The 15,150-nt window shown below is 39.7% G+C and carries 16 protein-coding genes and 1 pseudogene; 9 read left to right on the top strand and 8 right to left on the bottom strand.

Features of this window, described 5'->3' with window-relative positions:
• Positions 1-151 precede the first annotated feature (151 nt).
• From apcB to WKK05_RS30105, 4 genes are all read left to right on the top strand, one after another.
• On the top strand, positions 152-661 hold the full coding sequence (apcB, locus tag WKK05_RS30120) for an allophycocyanin subunit beta (RefSeq protein WP_341526672.1): 510 nt from the start codon (positions 152-154) through the stop codon (positions 659-661).
• Positions 662-831: 170 nt separating this feature from the next.
• Positions 832-1,020 (top strand): hypothetical protein, encoded by a 189-nt coding sequence (locus tag WKK05_RS30115; protein WP_341526671.1) that lies wholly within the window; start codon positions 832-834, stop codon positions 1,018-1,020.
• 41 nt (positions 1,021-1,061) lie between these two features.
• Entirely contained in the window at positions 1,062-1,196 is a 135-nt protein-coding gene (locus tag WKK05_RS30110; RefSeq protein ID WP_341526670.1) for a hypothetical protein, read from the top strand.
• Positions 1,197-1,334: 138 nt separating this feature from the next.
• Positions 1,335-2,153, top strand: a complete 819-nt coding sequence (locus WKK05_RS30105) for a TlyA family RNA methyltransferase (protein ID WP_341526669.1) — start codon at positions 1,335-1,337, stop codon at positions 2,151-2,153.
• On the opposite strand, the gene WKK05_RS30100 is transcribed toward WKK05_RS30105, so the two are convergent.
• From WKK05_RS30100 to WKK05_RS30085, 4 genes are all read right to left on the bottom strand, one after another.
• On the bottom strand, positions 2,150-2,383 hold the full coding sequence (locus tag WKK05_RS30100) for a Calvin cycle protein CP12 (RefSeq protein ID WP_341526668.1): 234 nt from the start codon (positions 2,381-2,383) through the stop codon (positions 2,150-2,152). The two genes, WKK05_RS30105 and WKK05_RS30100, sit on opposite strands and share 4 nt — an antisense overlap.
• 685 nt (positions 2,384-3,068) lie before the next feature.
• The gene (locus WKK05_RS30095) at positions 3,069-3,869 is read right to left on the bottom strand and encodes an EndoU domain-containing protein (RefSeq protein WP_341526667.1); all 801 of its coding nucleotides are present in this window, start codon (positions 3,867-3,869) and stop codon (positions 3,069-3,071) included.
• A gap of 224 nt (positions 3,870-4,093) precedes the next feature.
• A complete protein-coding gene (locus WKK05_RS30090) occupies positions 4,094-5,485 on the bottom strand; it encodes a cytochrome P450 (protein ID WP_341526666.1) in 1,392 nt (463 codons plus the stop codon).
• Positions 5,486-5,656: 171 nt separating this feature from the next.
• The gene (locus tag WKK05_RS30085; protein ID WP_341526665.1) at positions 5,657-6,628 is read right to left on the bottom strand and encodes a terpene synthase family protein; all 972 of its coding nucleotides are present in this window, start codon (positions 6,626-6,628) and stop codon (positions 5,657-5,659) included.
• Between the two features lie 487 nt (positions 6,629-7,115).
• Between WKK05_RS30085 and WKK05_RS30080 the strand changes: the two genes are divergently transcribed.
• Positions 7,116-8,170 (top strand): IS630 family transposase gene (locus WKK05_RS30080; RefSeq protein WP_341525019.1). Its coding sequence is split into 2 segments (ribosomal slippage): positions 7,116-7,508 and positions 7,511-8,170, totalling 1,053 coding nucleotides; the frame shifts between segments, so codons are not numbered across the junction.
• Between the two features lie 419 nt (positions 8,171-8,589).
• Here WKK05_RS30080 and WKK05_RS30075 read toward each other — a convergent pair.
• Positions 8,590-9,168 (bottom strand): annotated as a pseudogene (locus WKK05_RS30075) (Uma2 family endonuclease).
• 139 nt (positions 9,169-9,307) lie between these two features.
• Here WKK05_RS30075 and WKK05_RS30070 point away from each other — a divergent pair.
• Complete coding sequence (locus WKK05_RS30070) at positions 9,308-10,636, top strand: hypothetical protein (RefSeq protein ID WP_341526664.1); 1,329 nt, start codon at positions 9,308-9,310, stop codon at positions 10,634-10,636.
• Between the two features lie 291 nt (positions 10,637-10,927).
• Here WKK05_RS30070 and WKK05_RS30065 read toward each other — a convergent pair whose 3' ends face one another.
• Positions 10,928-12,295 (bottom strand): DUF3370 domain-containing protein, encoded by a 1,368-nt coding sequence (locus WKK05_RS30065; RefSeq protein ID WP_341531232.1) that lies wholly within the window; start codon positions 12,293-12,295, stop codon positions 10,928-10,930.
• 40 nt (positions 12,296-12,335) lie between these two features.
• Complete coding sequence (locus tag WKK05_RS30060) at positions 12,336-12,848, bottom strand: peptidase C15 (RefSeq protein ID WP_341526663.1); 513 nt, start codon at positions 12,846-12,848, stop codon at positions 12,336-12,338.
• A gap of 59 nt (positions 12,849-12,907) precedes the next feature.
• Here WKK05_RS30060 and hisH point away from each other — a divergent pair, with 59 nt between their 5' ends.
• Together hisH and rsmD are read left to right on the top strand one after the other, a co-directional pair.
• Positions 12,908-13,543, top strand: a complete 636-nt coding sequence (hisH, locus tag WKK05_RS30055; RefSeq protein ID WP_341526662.1) for an imidazole glycerol phosphate synthase subunit HisH — start codon at positions 12,908-12,910, stop codon at positions 13,541-13,543.
• A 147-nt stretch (positions 13,544-13,690) separates the two neighbouring features.
• A complete protein-coding gene (gene rsmD, locus WKK05_RS30050) occupies positions 13,691-14,263 on the top strand; it encodes a 16S rRNA (guanine(966)-N(2))-methyltransferase RsmD (RefSeq protein ID WP_341531231.1) in 573 nt (190 codons plus the stop codon).
• 55 nt (positions 14,264-14,318) lie between these two features.
• Here rsmD and petG read toward each other — a convergent pair whose 3' ends face one another.
• Positions 14,319-14,438 carry a cytochrome b6-f complex subunit PetG gene (gene petG, locus WKK05_RS30045; RefSeq protein ID WP_341531230.1) on the bottom strand — a complete coding sequence of 40 codons (120 nt, stop codon included), beginning with the start codon at positions 14,436-14,438 and terminating at the stop codon, positions 14,319-14,321.
• A 211-nt stretch (positions 14,439-14,649) separates the two neighbouring features.
• On the opposite strand from petG, the gene WKK05_RS30040 reads away from it, so the two are divergent.
• The gene (locus WKK05_RS30040; RefSeq protein WP_341526661.1) at positions 14,650-15,024 is read left to right on the top strand and encodes a cytochrome c; all 375 of its coding nucleotides are present in this window, start codon (positions 14,650-14,652) and stop codon (positions 15,022-15,024) included.
• The last annotated feature ends 126 nt before the right edge of the window (positions 15,025-15,150 follow it).

The raw sequence follows: 15,150 nt of genomic DNA, 5'->3' as shown, positions 1-15,150 counted from the left end.
ACATAGGGGTCAACTTTGGCATAGAATCCATAGATAGTGGATACATTGTTTTTGTGCCGAATCTATTTTTAATAGCACAAAAGTTTACTGGTGCATAAGTGCAGCCAAATAAATATCAAACCATAGATAGCAATGATTGGGAGAAACAGGAATGCGCGATGCAGTTACAAGTTTAATTAAGAATTATGACGTGGCTGGACGGTATTTTGACCGGAATGCGATCGACAGTCTAAAGTCTTACTTTGAAAGTGGCACAGCACGAGTACAAGCTGCGGCAGCGATAAATTCTAATGCTGCGTCACTTGTCAAGCAGGCTGGTTTAAAGTTGTTTGAAGAACTGCCGGAGTTGATTCGTCCTGGTGGAAATGCTTATACGACTCGTCGTTATGCGGCTTGTCTGCGAGATATGGACTACTACTTGCGCTACGCTACCTATGCGTTGGTTGCTGGCAACACAAATGTATTGGATGAGCGCGTGCTGCAAGGGTTACGGGAAACTTACAATTCTCTAGGTGTACCTATTGGGCCGACGGTTCGCGGTGTCCAAATTATCAAAGACCTCGTTAAAGAACAAGTATTAGCAGCAGGTGTGAGCAATACTGCTTTCGTGGATGAACCCTTTGACCATATCACTCGTGAGCTGAGCGAGCAAGATATTTAGCATCTAGTCCTAGCGACTAGAAATCGCGGAACTATACAAACAAAGTTCGCGTAAGTGGACTGAACAAATATCGCACTTTGGCTTGATTAGCAAGGTGCGTTTACTTTTATTAATACAAAAAAATTATTTATTGTCTGACAAATTAATTAGTATTACAACGGGAATAACTAATGGAAAAATTTTATACCTGCTTTTATTTAGAGGCTAAAGAAAAATATCCCGATGTCCCAACCTTAATTCTTTGCTGTCAAAAAGGTGAAAAAAGCAAGAAATGGGATGGTCATCCTATATATCTACCTATGTTAGTTTTACCTAAACAAAAATTTGTTTTAATGTTTAATTATGATGAGGATGAATAGGTGATATTTTGAATTAGCGATCGCGCCTCTGTAAAATAGTTTTGTTAGATTCAAGTTGTGTTTTGGGAGCTAACTTTCGACTAATCGCAGCCAAAAAAATCTACTATGCCACAGTCATTAAAGCACTTATAGCAGATGCGATCGCTAGATTAAATACATTAGCTTATGTTATCTGAACTAAAACCGTCATAAGCCACAATAGAAGTTGCCGATGTTTGAGGCACTGATTATGGAAGTAATATTAACCCTAAAAGACTTGCTTGTTAAAGGCGATGTTCAAGGATCATTAATTATAACCTGGAGAGTCTAGTTAATTGGCTAAACAGAGGCTCGACACACTATTAGTAGAACTGAATTTATGTTCTTCTCGCGCTTTAGCACAACGGCTAATTCAAGCGGGAGAAGTTAGCGTTAATCAGCAGGTAATTGATAAACCTGGGACAGAAGTTAATATTTCGGCTCAAATAAAGGTTAAGGAGCGATCGCTTTTTGTTTCTAGAGGTGGTGAAAAACTCCTCAAAGCTTTGACAGAATTCGCTATTCCTGTAGCTGGACGCATTTGTTTAGATGGTGGCATTTCTACAGGTGGCTTTACCGACTGTCTCTTGCAAGCTGGAGCAAAACAAGTTTACGGTATTGATGTTGGTTACGGCCAAGTAGACTGGCGTTTACGAAATGATTCAAGGGTGATTTTGCGCGAACGTACCAATTTGCGCCATCTTACACCGGATGAGTTGTATGGAGAGAATGACTCTATCCCTGATTTGGCGGTAGTGGATGTATCGTTTATTTCTTTAAGCAAGATTTTGCCTGCTTTGTGGCGCCTAACTCAAGAACCACGGGAAGCTATATTGCTAGTCAAGCCACAGTTTGAAGTTGGAAAATCCCGTGTGGGTAAAAAGGGTGTTGTGCGAGATTCTAACGACCAAGCTGATGCAATTTTCCAGGTGTTGCAGGCAGCTCAAGAACTAGGATGGAAATATAAAGGCTTAACTTGGTCGCCGATTACTGGCCCGGCTGGGAATATTGAATATCTTTTATGGTTGAGAACCGAAAGTGAAATACCACCGCCCGATTTAGAAGCAATTAAGCAAATGACACAATCAGCGGTGGTAGATTTGCGTGAGAGTTAAACGTCGTAGATTAGACATTCTACTGCTTCTGGATGGCGATCGCAGTAGTTGTCTAAAGATGTTTTGTTTTGTTTTGCCTGCTGTTGGTGTGATTTCTCGGCTTGCAATTCTTCCACGATATCCCAGGCTACAGCACAACCAGCAGAGTCAATGCCATTGAGATCACAGGTTGTCCGAGCTTCGGTAATTGCTTCTTCAATAGCTTGCTGAAGATTTAAGGTTGTAGTCATGATACTTTTACTTATGTTTGTTGATAAAGATTGAGTATGAGTTTCTAATGACCCCAAGAAGGTCATAATTCCAGTTTAGATACGCTTACTAAAAGAGTATGGTGGTGAACACCGTCATCTTTTTAGCAAACTAGAGTAGGAATTACCGTCTTATCATCGTTTAATCAAAAAGGTATAAACTTTTTAAGCCTTGTGGATGATCTCAGCGGAAAGCGTATACCTTTGCGATCGCTAACAGAAATTTGGTAACTCAGCACTACTAATTAGCATGGTCATCTTCTCAATTTTGTATCCCAAATTACGAATGCAGATCAATTGTCAGAATAAATTGATACAAGTTGATAACTTAAATAAATTTAACAGTTAAGCTGCATAAAGCTAGGGAAAATACTTAAAAAACTTTGGCTAATTATTGCTAAGGACACAAGCAAAGTTATAAATTTTGGTTTTTTTAATAATGTAGATATCTGCAATCACCATAATAGACTGACTTATAGTCTTTCTTGAGTATTAGATCATGTCTAATTTTGACCATAATCCACTTTGACTATTTTATAACTCCCTTATCATGGCATTTTGAAAAATCTTTGCAACAAACAAATTGACGATAGAGGTATACAGATGTAGTTTCCCAGCCATTTATTTACCGTAGATCTATTATTTTTGAGTTAGTAGCAAGAATAAATTAACTTCTACATTTTGCTCCTTGGGGAGTAGCATCAGGATAAAAGGTAATAATTGCTTGTTCTTGCCGCACAAAAACTGTAGGAAAAGAATTTCCTGTTTCTTTGTCGCGTACATTATAAATACAGGAACCTTCACTATTCCCTTGAAGTTTAAATATTTGGGTTGTATCTAGAAGTATTTCTTCAGCATTGCTAAGGTAACCATAACCTTTAATAACATCTGTGACTGTGCGATTTCCCTGTTTAATTATTACACCCATTGTATAAATTACACCAGGAACTACTTCCTCTCGCCGCTGATTATTTGCCAGTCTTCCGCCAATTCCGTCATTTTGTAATTGCAAATACCTGCCATAAAAATGCAAGCCTCCAATATCATTGGCGTTATATATTTCGCCACAAAAAATATGTTCAAACGCCCGACGTTTGAACCAAATATTGGTTAAATCTTCTAAGAATTGTGCTTTTTCACGACGACCCGGACGCAGTTCACCACCGCTAACTTGCTGAAGTTTTTGCAGCACATCCGGGTAAAAAAATAACAATTGCTTAAATTTATTGGTGCTGACTCTTGTCCCAACAGGGCCGCAAACTTTTAGTACAGCTTGGTCAAAAGAATTTAGTAGCGGTGGAGATGGTGTAATATCTAATTTCTGCCCAGCAGGGAAACCAACAGGAACAGGGTTATCGACATTATCAAAAAATGGTAGAAGTTCCGGATCTTGCTGTGACTGCGCTTGCATAGAATTTTGCCAACAAAGTGGGGAAGCCAGCAGCAAAATAGCAAACACTTTTACCATCTGCTTAACTCTATGGTTCGCAGAATTAGGCTGCATAAATTGAAGTCGAATTACTTAGATGCTAGTCTAGCAGAGATACATAAATAGACAAAGCAATTAAGGCTATTTTGGCAATCTTATATCATTCATAACAAATAATAACCCCGGTTTCTTAGAGAAGCTAGGGTTTTGAAGCTTTCAATTCAAATAGGATTGTTATAGTTTTATGCCAACATCTTAGACAACTAGACAACGGGTGTAATTTCCCTAGCTACTAGGGACTCTTGACGCACACGCTGCTCTATAATTACCATCTTGACTCCATTGCCTGGTGCAAGAGTAAAACCTCGGCGGTGAGGTCGTTCAGGCCGTTGATCAGCTAGTGCCAACTGATAGTGTGAAAGGGCAGTTGCCAACACCAGTTTCATTTGAAATAAGGCCAAAGCTTCGCCAATACAACGACGGACACCGCCACCAAAAGGTAGAAATTCATAAGGAGAAAATTGGCGTTCAAGAAAGCGCTCTGGTATAAAATCGTTAGGCTGATAGTATAAATCTTTACGGTGATGAGTGAGATAAATACAGGGTAACAGTACCATCCCAGGCTCTAAAGGATGTCCTAGTAGTTCAACCGATTCTCGCACTACTCTGGGGAAAGAGAACATTACGCTGGGGTAAATTCGTAAGGCTTCATGACAAATAGCCGTAAGATATGGTAGTCGAGAAATGCTCATCGGATCTGGGGAATCACCGAGGGTATCCAATTCTGCAAGCAGTTTTTCACGAACTAACGGCTTTTGGTGAATCCAGTAGAATGCCCAAGCTATTGCCGTTGAAGTAGTTTCATAGCCAGCGAGTATCAAAGTGATCAACTGGTCGCGCAACTCCTGATCTGTCATTTGTTCACCAGCTTCATCCCGTGCTGACATTAGCAGAGAGAGTATATCGATTCGTTCTGGATCAGGTTGTTGCCGACGTTCGGTAATTTCCGCAAAAATCAAGTTATCAATTTGCTGGCGATCGCGCAGAAACTTTCCCCAAGTACTCCAAGCTCCTAAATCTTGTTGCAGGAATGGGAAAAAGAATAAGCTAGTAGTCAAGGGCGATTGAAAAACCTCCATCATTAATGGTAGTAATTTCTTAAGTTTTTCAAATCGTTCTCCTTCATACAAACCAAGGACAGCTTGTAAGATTACTTGCATAGATATATCTTGTGCTAAGTTACGAGCTAAAAATGGCTTATTTAGTGGTAACTGACTCAAAACTTTTTCTGCGAGACTACAGATAAGTTGACCGTAATTTCGCATTCGCTCTCCATGAAATGCAGGCATCACAAGTTGTCGTTGTCTTTTGTGACTATTACCCTCCAGCATTAGGACTGAAGATTTGCCCAAAAGAGGTTCCAAAATTATATTTAGATCACCGACAGATGCAAACTTCTTTCTATCATTAGTTAAAATTTCCTGATTTGCCTGGGGATGGTTGACAAAAATCACCGTGTCTCCAAAACCGATTATTTTAGCAGTAAAAATGTCGGGATATTGTTGAGCAGCTGTTTCCATATAACCTACGGGGTCAGTAACCCAATGAAGTCTTTGTACTAAGGAAGGAGTTTTGAGAGGGTTAGGGAATGGCATATAATTTTTATTTTGAAATTGTAGTAAACCAATCGTTATTCTTTTTTACTGCCTGAATTTATTAACGCAATCAAGCCACCTTCATTTCATGAAACTTCAACGCACATTAGCTTAATGTCTAGCTCTCATCTCTGACTTGGCTGTAGTTCAGAAACCTAGTGTAAAATTTTATTATTTGAATTCTGTTAGCTCTAATCTTTCTGAACTCTGATAGCGATAAGAGCGAGCATACCAATCAAGGTTGCCACGAATCCAATTATGCATACCCGATATATATTTGGCAAGTTCAGTATCTAATTCTTCTCCAAAAGATGGAAGAGATGCTTCTAAGTCTATTAATGAGCGTACCTCTTGATCGTGGATTTCCGTAACACGCTCAATAGCTTTTTCGAGAGAAAATTGCTCTTGATTATGCAGGACGAATACTAAATTGTGAACATCACCACTTGCTATTTCCCTAGATGCTGAAAATATATCATTCGACCAAGCGATGATATCAGTTGTAATCAGTTCTAATTTTTTTACAATACTTTGTTCTTTCAAAATATTAGGAATTATTAACTGATGGCAAAATTCAGTTAATGCTAGTACAGCATAAACCCCCACGCTTGACCTACGTAACCTGATATAACTTTCTACATCAGGTACAATTCCGTTGGCGCGGTTAGTTGCTTCCCAAACACATCCTTGGAAGTAGTCTTCCAAGCAACTGATGAAGTAGCGGAACCATTTGATGCTCCCTCTTTCGAGAGTCCGTTGTCTTAAGTCAGTTAACGCGTGGCTAAATAGTATATCTTGACTATTAAGTTCTGCACCGTTCAAGATTTCTATAAATCTTTTATGCAAAGTTTTGAGGACTTCAGGTTGTTTTTTTAACTCTGAGAGATCACATTGATCATCCCAAATAAATACCCAGCTTAACCAGTCATTTGCAATTTTCAGTTCTTCAAGATTGCTATGAGGGTAAGCGCTTGCAACTAATAAAAAAAATCTTGACTTACAGAAACGCTGATAAGATGATTCATTTGCTAGGAGCTTGAAGCGAAGTACCCATTCAAGAGCATACCCTTCTAAAACACCAGCATACCTGTTGATTTGAGATGTAAAAGGACAATATAAACTAGTAGAAATTAAATTTGACATAAAATCCTATTAATCAAAGTTAACGTAATGTTTTGCAGTACAAAACAATCAAATTAAGGAATTAAAGGAATTATTAGTATTCCTATTAATTTGATTTATGCACACAGTTAGCTGTCACACTATATTTGATAAAGTGCGTAATACCAGTAGCTATAAGTTTAGTGATACATTGATTTCAGCGATTTTGCGCCATTAACTGTAGCAAAATCACAAGAACTTGAGATAAATCATGTTGACACCACTATTGGTGGTGTTTAAAGGTATATGAAATTTCTAAACTTAATAGTTATTATTCAATGTTTTTTTTTAAAAGATAACCGTAATTCTCTCTAATTAAAAACTGTCTAGCGACAGCTATTTTTTTGTAACTAATAATACTGGCGTTTAAGCCAAAAAGTAGTAATAATACTAAGTAGGTAGGTGCCAAAAAAGTCAGCTATGTTAAGATATGTAAAGACTGATAATGCATCTACAAGGTAGTTGGTGTATGGGTGCGCGTTTAAGGGTATTTCTGACTCCTGAGCAAGACCAAACTTTACTAAATCTGAGAAAACAGGATGTACCACAGAAAGTCAAAGACAGGGCGGAAATAATCAGGCTAAATGCACATGGTTGGTATGTAGAGAAGATAGCAGATCACTTTGATTGTCACAAAAAAACAGTCACAAAAGTTTTGCATCAATGGCAAAAACTGGGCACAGAAGGGCTTTGGGAATCTCCTGGGCGAGGGGGGAAACCAAAGTGGCTTGAGGATGACATGATATTTTTAGAAGAATGCCTCAGAAACGAGCCACGCACATACAATAGTTCTCAGTTAGCTTTGAAGTTGAAAACAGAACGCAACGTTGAGATGAGTGCCGACAGATTAAGACGGGTACTCAAAAAAAGGGGGTCGATTGGAAACGGACAAGGAAAAGCCATAAAGGAAAACAAGACCCAGTAGCACGAGCAAACAAGCAAGCAGACCTAGACATGTTGGAATTAGCTGCTGCCACTGGTGAAATAGACCTGAAATACCTAGACGAGTCAGGGTTCTGTATGTGGAGCGAACCTAGTTATACATATTACTTTAGAGGTGAGCAAAAACGGTTAGAACAGACTAAACGCCGTGGTCGCAGATTAAGTATTATCGGGCTTCTCCAACCTTTAATCAGTTTTGTTTACGGTTTAGTTATCGGTGGTGTTGACCGTAAATCTTATATAGAAATGATGGAGAAAGAAGCCAAACAAGCCCAAGAAACTGGACGTATCAGCGTGATTGTGCAAGATAACGGGCCAATACATCGCTGCCAAGAAGTTCAACAATTGTGGAAAAAATGGGAAAGTCAGGGTTTGTACATCTTTTTTCTCCCGAAATATTGCTCAGAAATGAATCCAATTGAATTGGAATGGCAACATCTCAAGAAAGATGAGTTATCCGGGCAAGCATTTGATGATGAGCTAGATCTCGCTTACGCCGTCATCAATGGTGTTCAAGCTAGAGGAAAAAAAAACAATCACAACACACATCGTGTAAAATTTAGCTCTAGATTATCAACTTAAGATTTTGTTACATAGTAGAAAATTTCGGTGCCTACCTACTTAGGTATTCATCAAGATGCACTAAATTTTTTAAAGCGAACTGCCAAGAAGCCAAGTAAGAGGAAGGTAATGATTAAGTGCAAGTTTATAAATAATTTGTATAACAATTAATAATATTTTTCTGCCATAACCGCACTTCTTTAAAAGGCCAAGGGTAATAATGACTAATTGCAAAGCAATCTCTCATAAATCATTTTTTACTAAGGAGAGGAGAGTGCTTACTTTACTCAAATGCTCTGTAAGGTTCTGACTGTATTGCACCGAAGTGAGAAATACTATAATTAATATCGAATTTCTCAAGCGAGACCTCTCGTAGCTTTTATACTCAATGGCAGTAGGGAGTAAGGGACTTAAAAAACCGTGCGGATCGTTTTCAAAGCTTATGATTGAGGAGATTCAAAAGTAACATCTTCATATACATCTGCGATCGCACACTGAAAATCTACACTGGCAAGATGTATATTATCCCCTTTGCCATAAGGATAAAGTACCCATTGTCCATCTGCGTTGCGGCGAAAACTTTCCAAGCTGATCCGAGTTTGACTCACAAGCACATATTCTTGAAGTGACTCCATCTGTCGGTAGTCAGCAAATTTATCTCCGCGGTCAAAGGCTTCTGTTGTCGGAGATAGCACTTCTATAATTAAACAGGGATAACGCACAAAGTTATCAAAAGCTTTATCTCGTTCGTCACAACTTACTACAACGTTGGGGTAGTAATAGATGTTACTCAACTCAATATGTGCCTAGGTATCTGATATGTAAGCCTGACATCCGCTGCCGCGCAAATGATTTCTCAGCATTGAAGCAATATTGAGAGAAATAACTACATGGGTATTGCTTGTACCTGCCATTGCGTAAACTTGTCCCTGGCGATATTCATGCTTGATAAGACTAGTTTTTTCTCCTTGAAGATAGTCTTCAGGGGAAATATAGGTAGAATTGGAAGTTGCAACCATCTGTGTCGACCTTGTGTAATGCTTTATATCTAGTTTAAAAGACGCTGTTAGAAGTAGAGATCAACTTCTGGCAACAATAAAAAACTTTGTAATCTGTTGGAACGTTATAATCTACATCTGTTGCACCGAGGATTGACTTGTGGATGCCATATTAGAGCGATCGCATGAACTTAAACAAGCCTTAGTCGATTTCGTCCTTGATGCAGAAGGCGAACTTGCACAAGCGCTGGAAACCTATGCGGCGAAGCAGTTGCGCCGGGGAAATGGAGATACTACACAGCAGGATTTAATCATCGATAGCTTTATTACAGAAGGCAAAGTCGGTGATAAATCACCCTTAGAATTGTTTATTGCCAGCCATCCAGATTTACAAGAAAGCGATCGCAAACTGATCAACAGCTGGCATCGTAGTTTTATTGGCTTATTTGTCATAGCTAGTATTCTCCCTGATGGTTTGGAGTTGACCAACTGGCTAACAGATAAACACTACATTGTCAAGCCAAATAATACTCAAACATTACAAGCAATAACTCGACTGAAAGTAGGAGAAATTTTACTAACTCGCATTTCTCCAGTTACTGATAGCTACTGGATGTTCTCTGGCCCTTACACTTTGATGGGTAAATTGGGCAAACCAAAACTTGCTGTAGCAATTGGTAATTTTAAAGATAACTATAAAAGTAATCTTTACAGCGATGCACCCGATTTGCTAGAAGAAGCTTGGCAGTCAGTAGCACAATATCATCAACAGTTCGTTGACTTTTTTGGCGCTGATGAAATTACACTATCTGGATACCATCTGAATAAAAAAATAGCTGAATTCCAAGAAGTAATCACAGAGAAAAGCTTGGCAGCAGCCGGAATCGATACTTCTAAATCCTTAGCTGAAGTAGCAGAGGAAGCTGGGATTGACGATGAGGAAATTAAAGCAGCAGCAGAAGAATTTGGTGCTGACTCAAATGCAGTTTCTCAGATGTTTAGCAGCAAAAACGGCAAGAGCAAAATGGTGATGCCAAAGATTGATTTACCTGCTGAACTCAGAAAAGCTGAACAGGTAACAGCTATTTCTCATCCTCGCTGGGGACAAATGTTTTTACCAACATATACTAAGATACAAACAATTTTATCAGCAGAAGATTGGAAAAGTGTGGAAGGGGCTGAAAAACTACTTCGTTACTACCTTGAAGATAAAAGTATTAATACTTTTATCTGGCATCGATTAGCGCAGCAGTATCCAACTAACTTAGAAAATGTGTTGCGAATATTTCTGCAACGTCCAGAGTTTCGCCTTGAAAGCGACTTGAACGCACTTTTGCAAGAGTACTCTAAACCGATTGAGCCAGAATTACCAGAAATTGCCAGTGTTCCGATACATCTACACAACTTATTTCAAGAAGCTTTAGCAGACGTGAACAAATCTAAGCCTAAAAGCAAGGGACAAAAAAAGACAGCAAAAGGTTTTCAATAAAAAAATTGTTGATGAAAATTTGATGTAGAGACGTTGCATTACAACGTCTCTACAGAATGTTAATAGTAGAGTTTTATCAGTAAGTTGACTAATATTTTTTGGTAATGGCTAATTGCATAAAAGCTATTACCAACTCAATACCTTTCGGTTAAGGAACTTTTTGGTTGAGGCAGGCGGGGGGAGTAGAGGGGCAGGGGAGGAAATGGAAGAAGAATTAAAAAATGCCTTCAATATTTCCTCCAATTCTCCCCCTGCTTCCCCTGCCTCCCCTGCTTATCCGAAACGTATTGATTACCGACTTTCTCCCTGGGTCGAAACTGTTAAAACTTGCGGTGGTGTAGCATCTGGCGGATAGAGAAAGTCTACTTCAACAAGGGAGCGATCGCCTGCTTTCATCTTTAGTGACACCAACGGTTCCCCTGCTTGGCCTTGTTTTTGTACCAAATGCACAAACTCGGTTTGAGGCTGACCTTGAGCATTTTTGTAATGCACCCGCACTGTACCACGAAATAATACTTGACGGGCTGGTGTACTAAAAAAGCGTAACCCTGGCTTGACTAACTGATCCTCCTTGAGTGGCGTTTGCATAGACACACTCACAGTCTGAGGATTTTGAGTGTTGTTATACAGCGGCAACTTTAAACTATATTGAATTCCATAGTTGCCATGAGCGCGATATGCCGTATCAGGATAGCGCACTAGCATGGTTGCACTCTGAACTTGACCAGTTCCTAAAGTACCACGATGCACAGTACTCAAACCATAAGAAAACGCTTGACCTGGCTGGGGAATAGTTAGATACCTAGCTTTAGGATTATCTACTAATAAAGCTCTCCACTGTGTACCACTAGCCACTCCTGCTACACGCCCATAAACAATAGGCTTGCTAGTATCTTCTAAAGGAGTGGGGACTTTATCTCGTGGCCCAGATAAATCACCATTATTTAGTAAATTTTGCCATTCTTCTAGATTAGGCGCACGTTCACTACCATCAGGATTTACCCGCGCAAACATGGCTAGGCTAGCTGCATATACATTGCCATTACTCCACAGTCTGATTAAACTAGACCGACCATTTAAGGGTGGTATCAGTCCCTTCACAGGGATTGGTAAATTTAGTAACATCTGACTTTTCCCAGGCGGAATCTCAATTTGATCTGGGAAAATATTTTGTCGCTGTCCTCTTAATACATCAGACATGACGCGATCGCCTGGGCCTGCAAAAACTGTACCCAAAGGATTTTGGCTAAATGATGGTAACTCAATAAATGGTGCATCTGGTTGACTTAAATAACTCGCCGCTTGCAAAATATTGACCTTCACTGGCTTTGAACCAGGGTTATACAAAATTATTCCTAAATAGAGAGATTGAAAATTTTCTGGTGGTTCTGCTTTGGCAACATGGTGGGCAAAAATATCAAATCGTCCCCGAAAGGGAAAATTTAAATGTGCCGTTGGTACTTTTTTACCATTTGGTGGAAACGTCGAGAGTAAAATCCCTTCTTTCAAAACTAATTCTGGACTATTACTATTAAACGTTGGCACTTTGTCCAACTTCCCTGGCAAAGGACGGACTTCTTGTGGTTGCACCACTTCTTCTGGTGGTGGTGTGGCAGGAGTTAATTGTGCTAGCAAAAAATTTAGTAACAATGGCAACATAAAATTAGCTATTTTCTTTACCATACAGACAACAAAAACTTTATAAAAGAGCCAGTTTGTTAATAATTAATACGAAATCGGTCAGAATTTCGCTCAAATTTTCTTCATTTATAAGTGGAACGTGAACAAAGATACAACGCGTCGAGAGTTGGCTTTGACACAGGTATTCTAGGACTGAATAATAAAGACCCTCACAGACAAATTTCCCACAGTCATGGCTAATCTCAATTGCCGCAGTTCCCGCCACTAATTGCTCTAAATCAACTCCTGTATGCAAAATACTTTCTCCACAGCTAGCACGTAATTCCACACTTAATTGTTTACGGCTAGCTGCCATGCCACAGCAGATGATGCAATCAGGTTGCATTTCATTGATTTTTTCAATTACCTGACAGCTAGCAATCTGTACATCAACGGACAACTGGCGCAAAAAAGTTAAAGCATGGGGGATCAACTCAAGTTTGGTAACTTCTAGTAATAAATCATCTGAAGAATTTGAGAGTTGATCGCTTAGCCAAGTGTCAAAAGAAGTTAATAGTATTCTTTTCTTCATAACAAATATTATTTAGAATAGAAAAAACCCTCCATAATAAATTTACAAGGAGCAGGTGAATGCCAGTTATTGCGGTCATAGATTATGAGATGGGAAATTTGCACTCAGTCTGCAAAGGCCTAGAAAAAGCTGGGGCAACTCCTAATATTACTTATTCTCCAAAGGAGATAGAGCAGGCAGATGCAGTAGTCCTGCCTGGTGTAGGAGCTTTTGATCCAGCAGTGCAACACCTGCGGGCGCGGGGTTTAGAGCAACCTATTAAAGATGTGATCGCATCTGGCAAACCCTTTTTAGGAATTTGTTTAGGACTGCAAATTCTGTTTGAATCAAGTGCAGAAGGTACTCAACCAGGGCTAGGAATTATTCCTGGAAAAGTACGACGCTTTCGTCCAGAACCAGATATTACTATTCCGCACATGGGTTGGAATCAGCTGGAAGTAACTCAACCAAAAAGTATTTTGTGGGAGCATTTACCCTCTAATCCTTGGGTGTATTTTGTTCATTCTTATTATGTTGACCCAATAGATGAGCAAATCCGTGCAGCAACCGTTACACACGGTACTCAAACTGTAACAGCTGCGATCGCTCGTGAAAACCTGATGGCAGTTCAATTTCACCCAGAAAAATCTTCTAATATTGGACTGCAAATCCTGTCTAATTTTGTTGCTCAAGTCCGCGAAAAAATTGTTGCATAATAGTTTTTTGTCCTTTGTTATTTGTCATTTGTTCAAAATTTATGACTAATGACCAATGACTAATGACTAATGACCCTTACGGGTTCGCCAGTTGTTCATGGGGGAGACCCCCAAGACCACACTGACTCACCAATGACAATTGAAGGAATGAGCCTGAGAATTTACGGGAATCGCCAGATTAAAACTTTACCTGGAAAAGAAACTAGACCCACAAGTGCGCGGGTTAGGGAGGCAGTTTTTAATATTTGGCAGGGAGAAATAGCAAGTTCTCGCTGGCTGGATCTTTGCGCTGGTAGTGGTTCGATGGGCGCAGAAGCTTTGTGTAGAGGAGCCAGCTTAGTAGTAGGAATTGAACAATCGAGCCGAGCCTGTGCCATTATTCAACAAAACTGGCAACAGGTGGCTGATGCTGGACAAGAATGGAAGGTATTGCGCGGAGATATTATCCAGCAGTTGAAGGCTTTATCCGGAAAGCAGTTTAACAGAATCTACTTTGATCCACCTTATGCGAGTGGATTGTATCAGCCAGTTTTAGAAGCGATCGCTCACCATCAGCTTTTAGATCCAAGCGGCGAAATCGCAGTTGAACACAAACCCCAAGGTTGGACGCCACCAATAATAGACACTTGGGAAATTTGTCGCCAGAAAGTTTATGGCAATACAGCGCTTACTTTCTACAGAAATGTGAGGGAGCAAGAGGAAATAAGGGAGAAATACTAGTAGATTTCTAACTCCTGTACAGACGCGCCGTGGCGCGTCTGTACTCAGAAATGCTTCAACCTCCTCCCAACAACTGGTTGTCACGCTTAAATTGCTTATAGGCAGCGTAAAACAGTCCAGCGAGGGTGACGACAATCAAACCAAGGACAATACCTGATAGCAGGGGTTCAACCACTGTAAATCTCCTGTTTGCAATTATTAAATATTCGTTTCCTGTTTTTGATTTTACCAAATCTGGGATGAATCCTGCGTTCCACAGCGTTTTTGGAGTGCATTTGCCTACAGAAAAATCATCTTCTGTGCTTGCAGACACAATCAAGAACTTTTAAGCTATGTGTAGGAACATGAAAATTTTTTAGCACACCTCGACTTTCACAGCAAACCTTTTGGATAACCAGATTACCAAACCTGAAATTCTGATTCAGCGGATCGCATTGTTGGCTCTGGCGATACTGCTAGCAGTCCCTTTGGGCTTCTTTGGTGTACAGTTGGTTCGAGCCGCCGATCCATACGTTAAGAGTGTTTTATCCTTGAAAGGAGATCCAATTCAAGGACACGCTATCTTTCAGATCAACTGTGCTGGTTGTCATGGACTGGAAGCAGATGGCCGAGTAGGGCCTAGTTTGCAAGCTGTCTCAAAGCACAAGTCTCGGTATGGATTGATTCACCAAGTGATTAGTGGCGACACTCCACCAATGCCTAAATTCCAGCCTAGCGCTCAAGAAATGGCGGATCTTTTGAGCTATTTAGAGTCGTTGTAGCTTAAAACTTATTAAAACCGATCCCGGTTTTGAATTAGATTGAAGAACATAAATTTGTAGGTAATATATATTACCTACAAATTTATGTATTTTAAAATATTGAATCAAGTTTAAAATTTACATTTT

The organism is Nostoc sp. UHCC 0302 (genome assembly GCF_038096175.1).
In the GTDB taxonomy this organism is placed as follows: domain Bacteria; phylum Cyanobacteriota; class Cyanobacteriia; order Cyanobacteriales; family Nostocaceae; genus UHCC-0302.
This window is presented reverse-complemented; position numbering and strand designations above follow the sequence as displayed.

Bases quoted from the DNA above. Each gene is read 5' to 3' on its own strand.
- apcB (WP_341526672.1), top strand. From the start codon at position 152: ATGCGCGATGCAGTTACAAGTTTAATTAAGAATTATGACGTGGCTGGA.
- WKK05_RS30060 (WP_341526663.1), bottom strand. From the start codon at position 12,848: ATGAAGAAAAGAATACTATTAACTTCTTTTGACACTTGGCTAAGCGAT.
- WKK05_RS30100 (WP_341526668.1), bottom strand. From the start codon at position 2,383: ATGACTACAACCTTAAATCTTCAGCAAGCTATTGAAGAAGCAATTACC.
- WKK05_RS30095 (WP_341526667.1), bottom strand. From the start codon at position 3,869: ATGGTAAAAGTGTTTGCTATTTTGCTGCTGGCTTCCCCACTTTGTTGG.
- WKK05_RS30085 (WP_341526665.1), bottom strand. From the start codon at position 6,628: ATGTCAAATTTAATTTCTACTAGTTTATATTGTCCTTTTACATCTCAA.
- WKK05_RS30115 (WP_341526671.1), top strand. From the start codon at position 832: ATGGAAAAATTTTATACCTGCTTTTATTTAGAGGCTAAAGAAAAATAT.
- hisH (WP_341526662.1), top strand. From the start codon at position 12,908: ATGCCAGTTATTGCGGTCATAGATTATGAGATGGGAAATTTGCACTCA.
- WKK05_RS30090 (WP_341526666.1), bottom strand. From the start codon at position 5,485: ATGCCATTCCCTAACCCTCTCAAAACTCCTTCCTTAGTACAAAGACTT.
- WKK05_RS30065 (WP_341531232.1), bottom strand. From the start codon at position 12,295: ATGTTGCCATTGTTACTAAATTTTTTGCTAGCACAATTAACTCCTGCC.
- rsmD (WP_341531231.1), top strand. From the start codon at position 13,691: ATGAGCCTGAGAATTTACGGGAATCGCCAGATTAAAACTTTACCTGGA.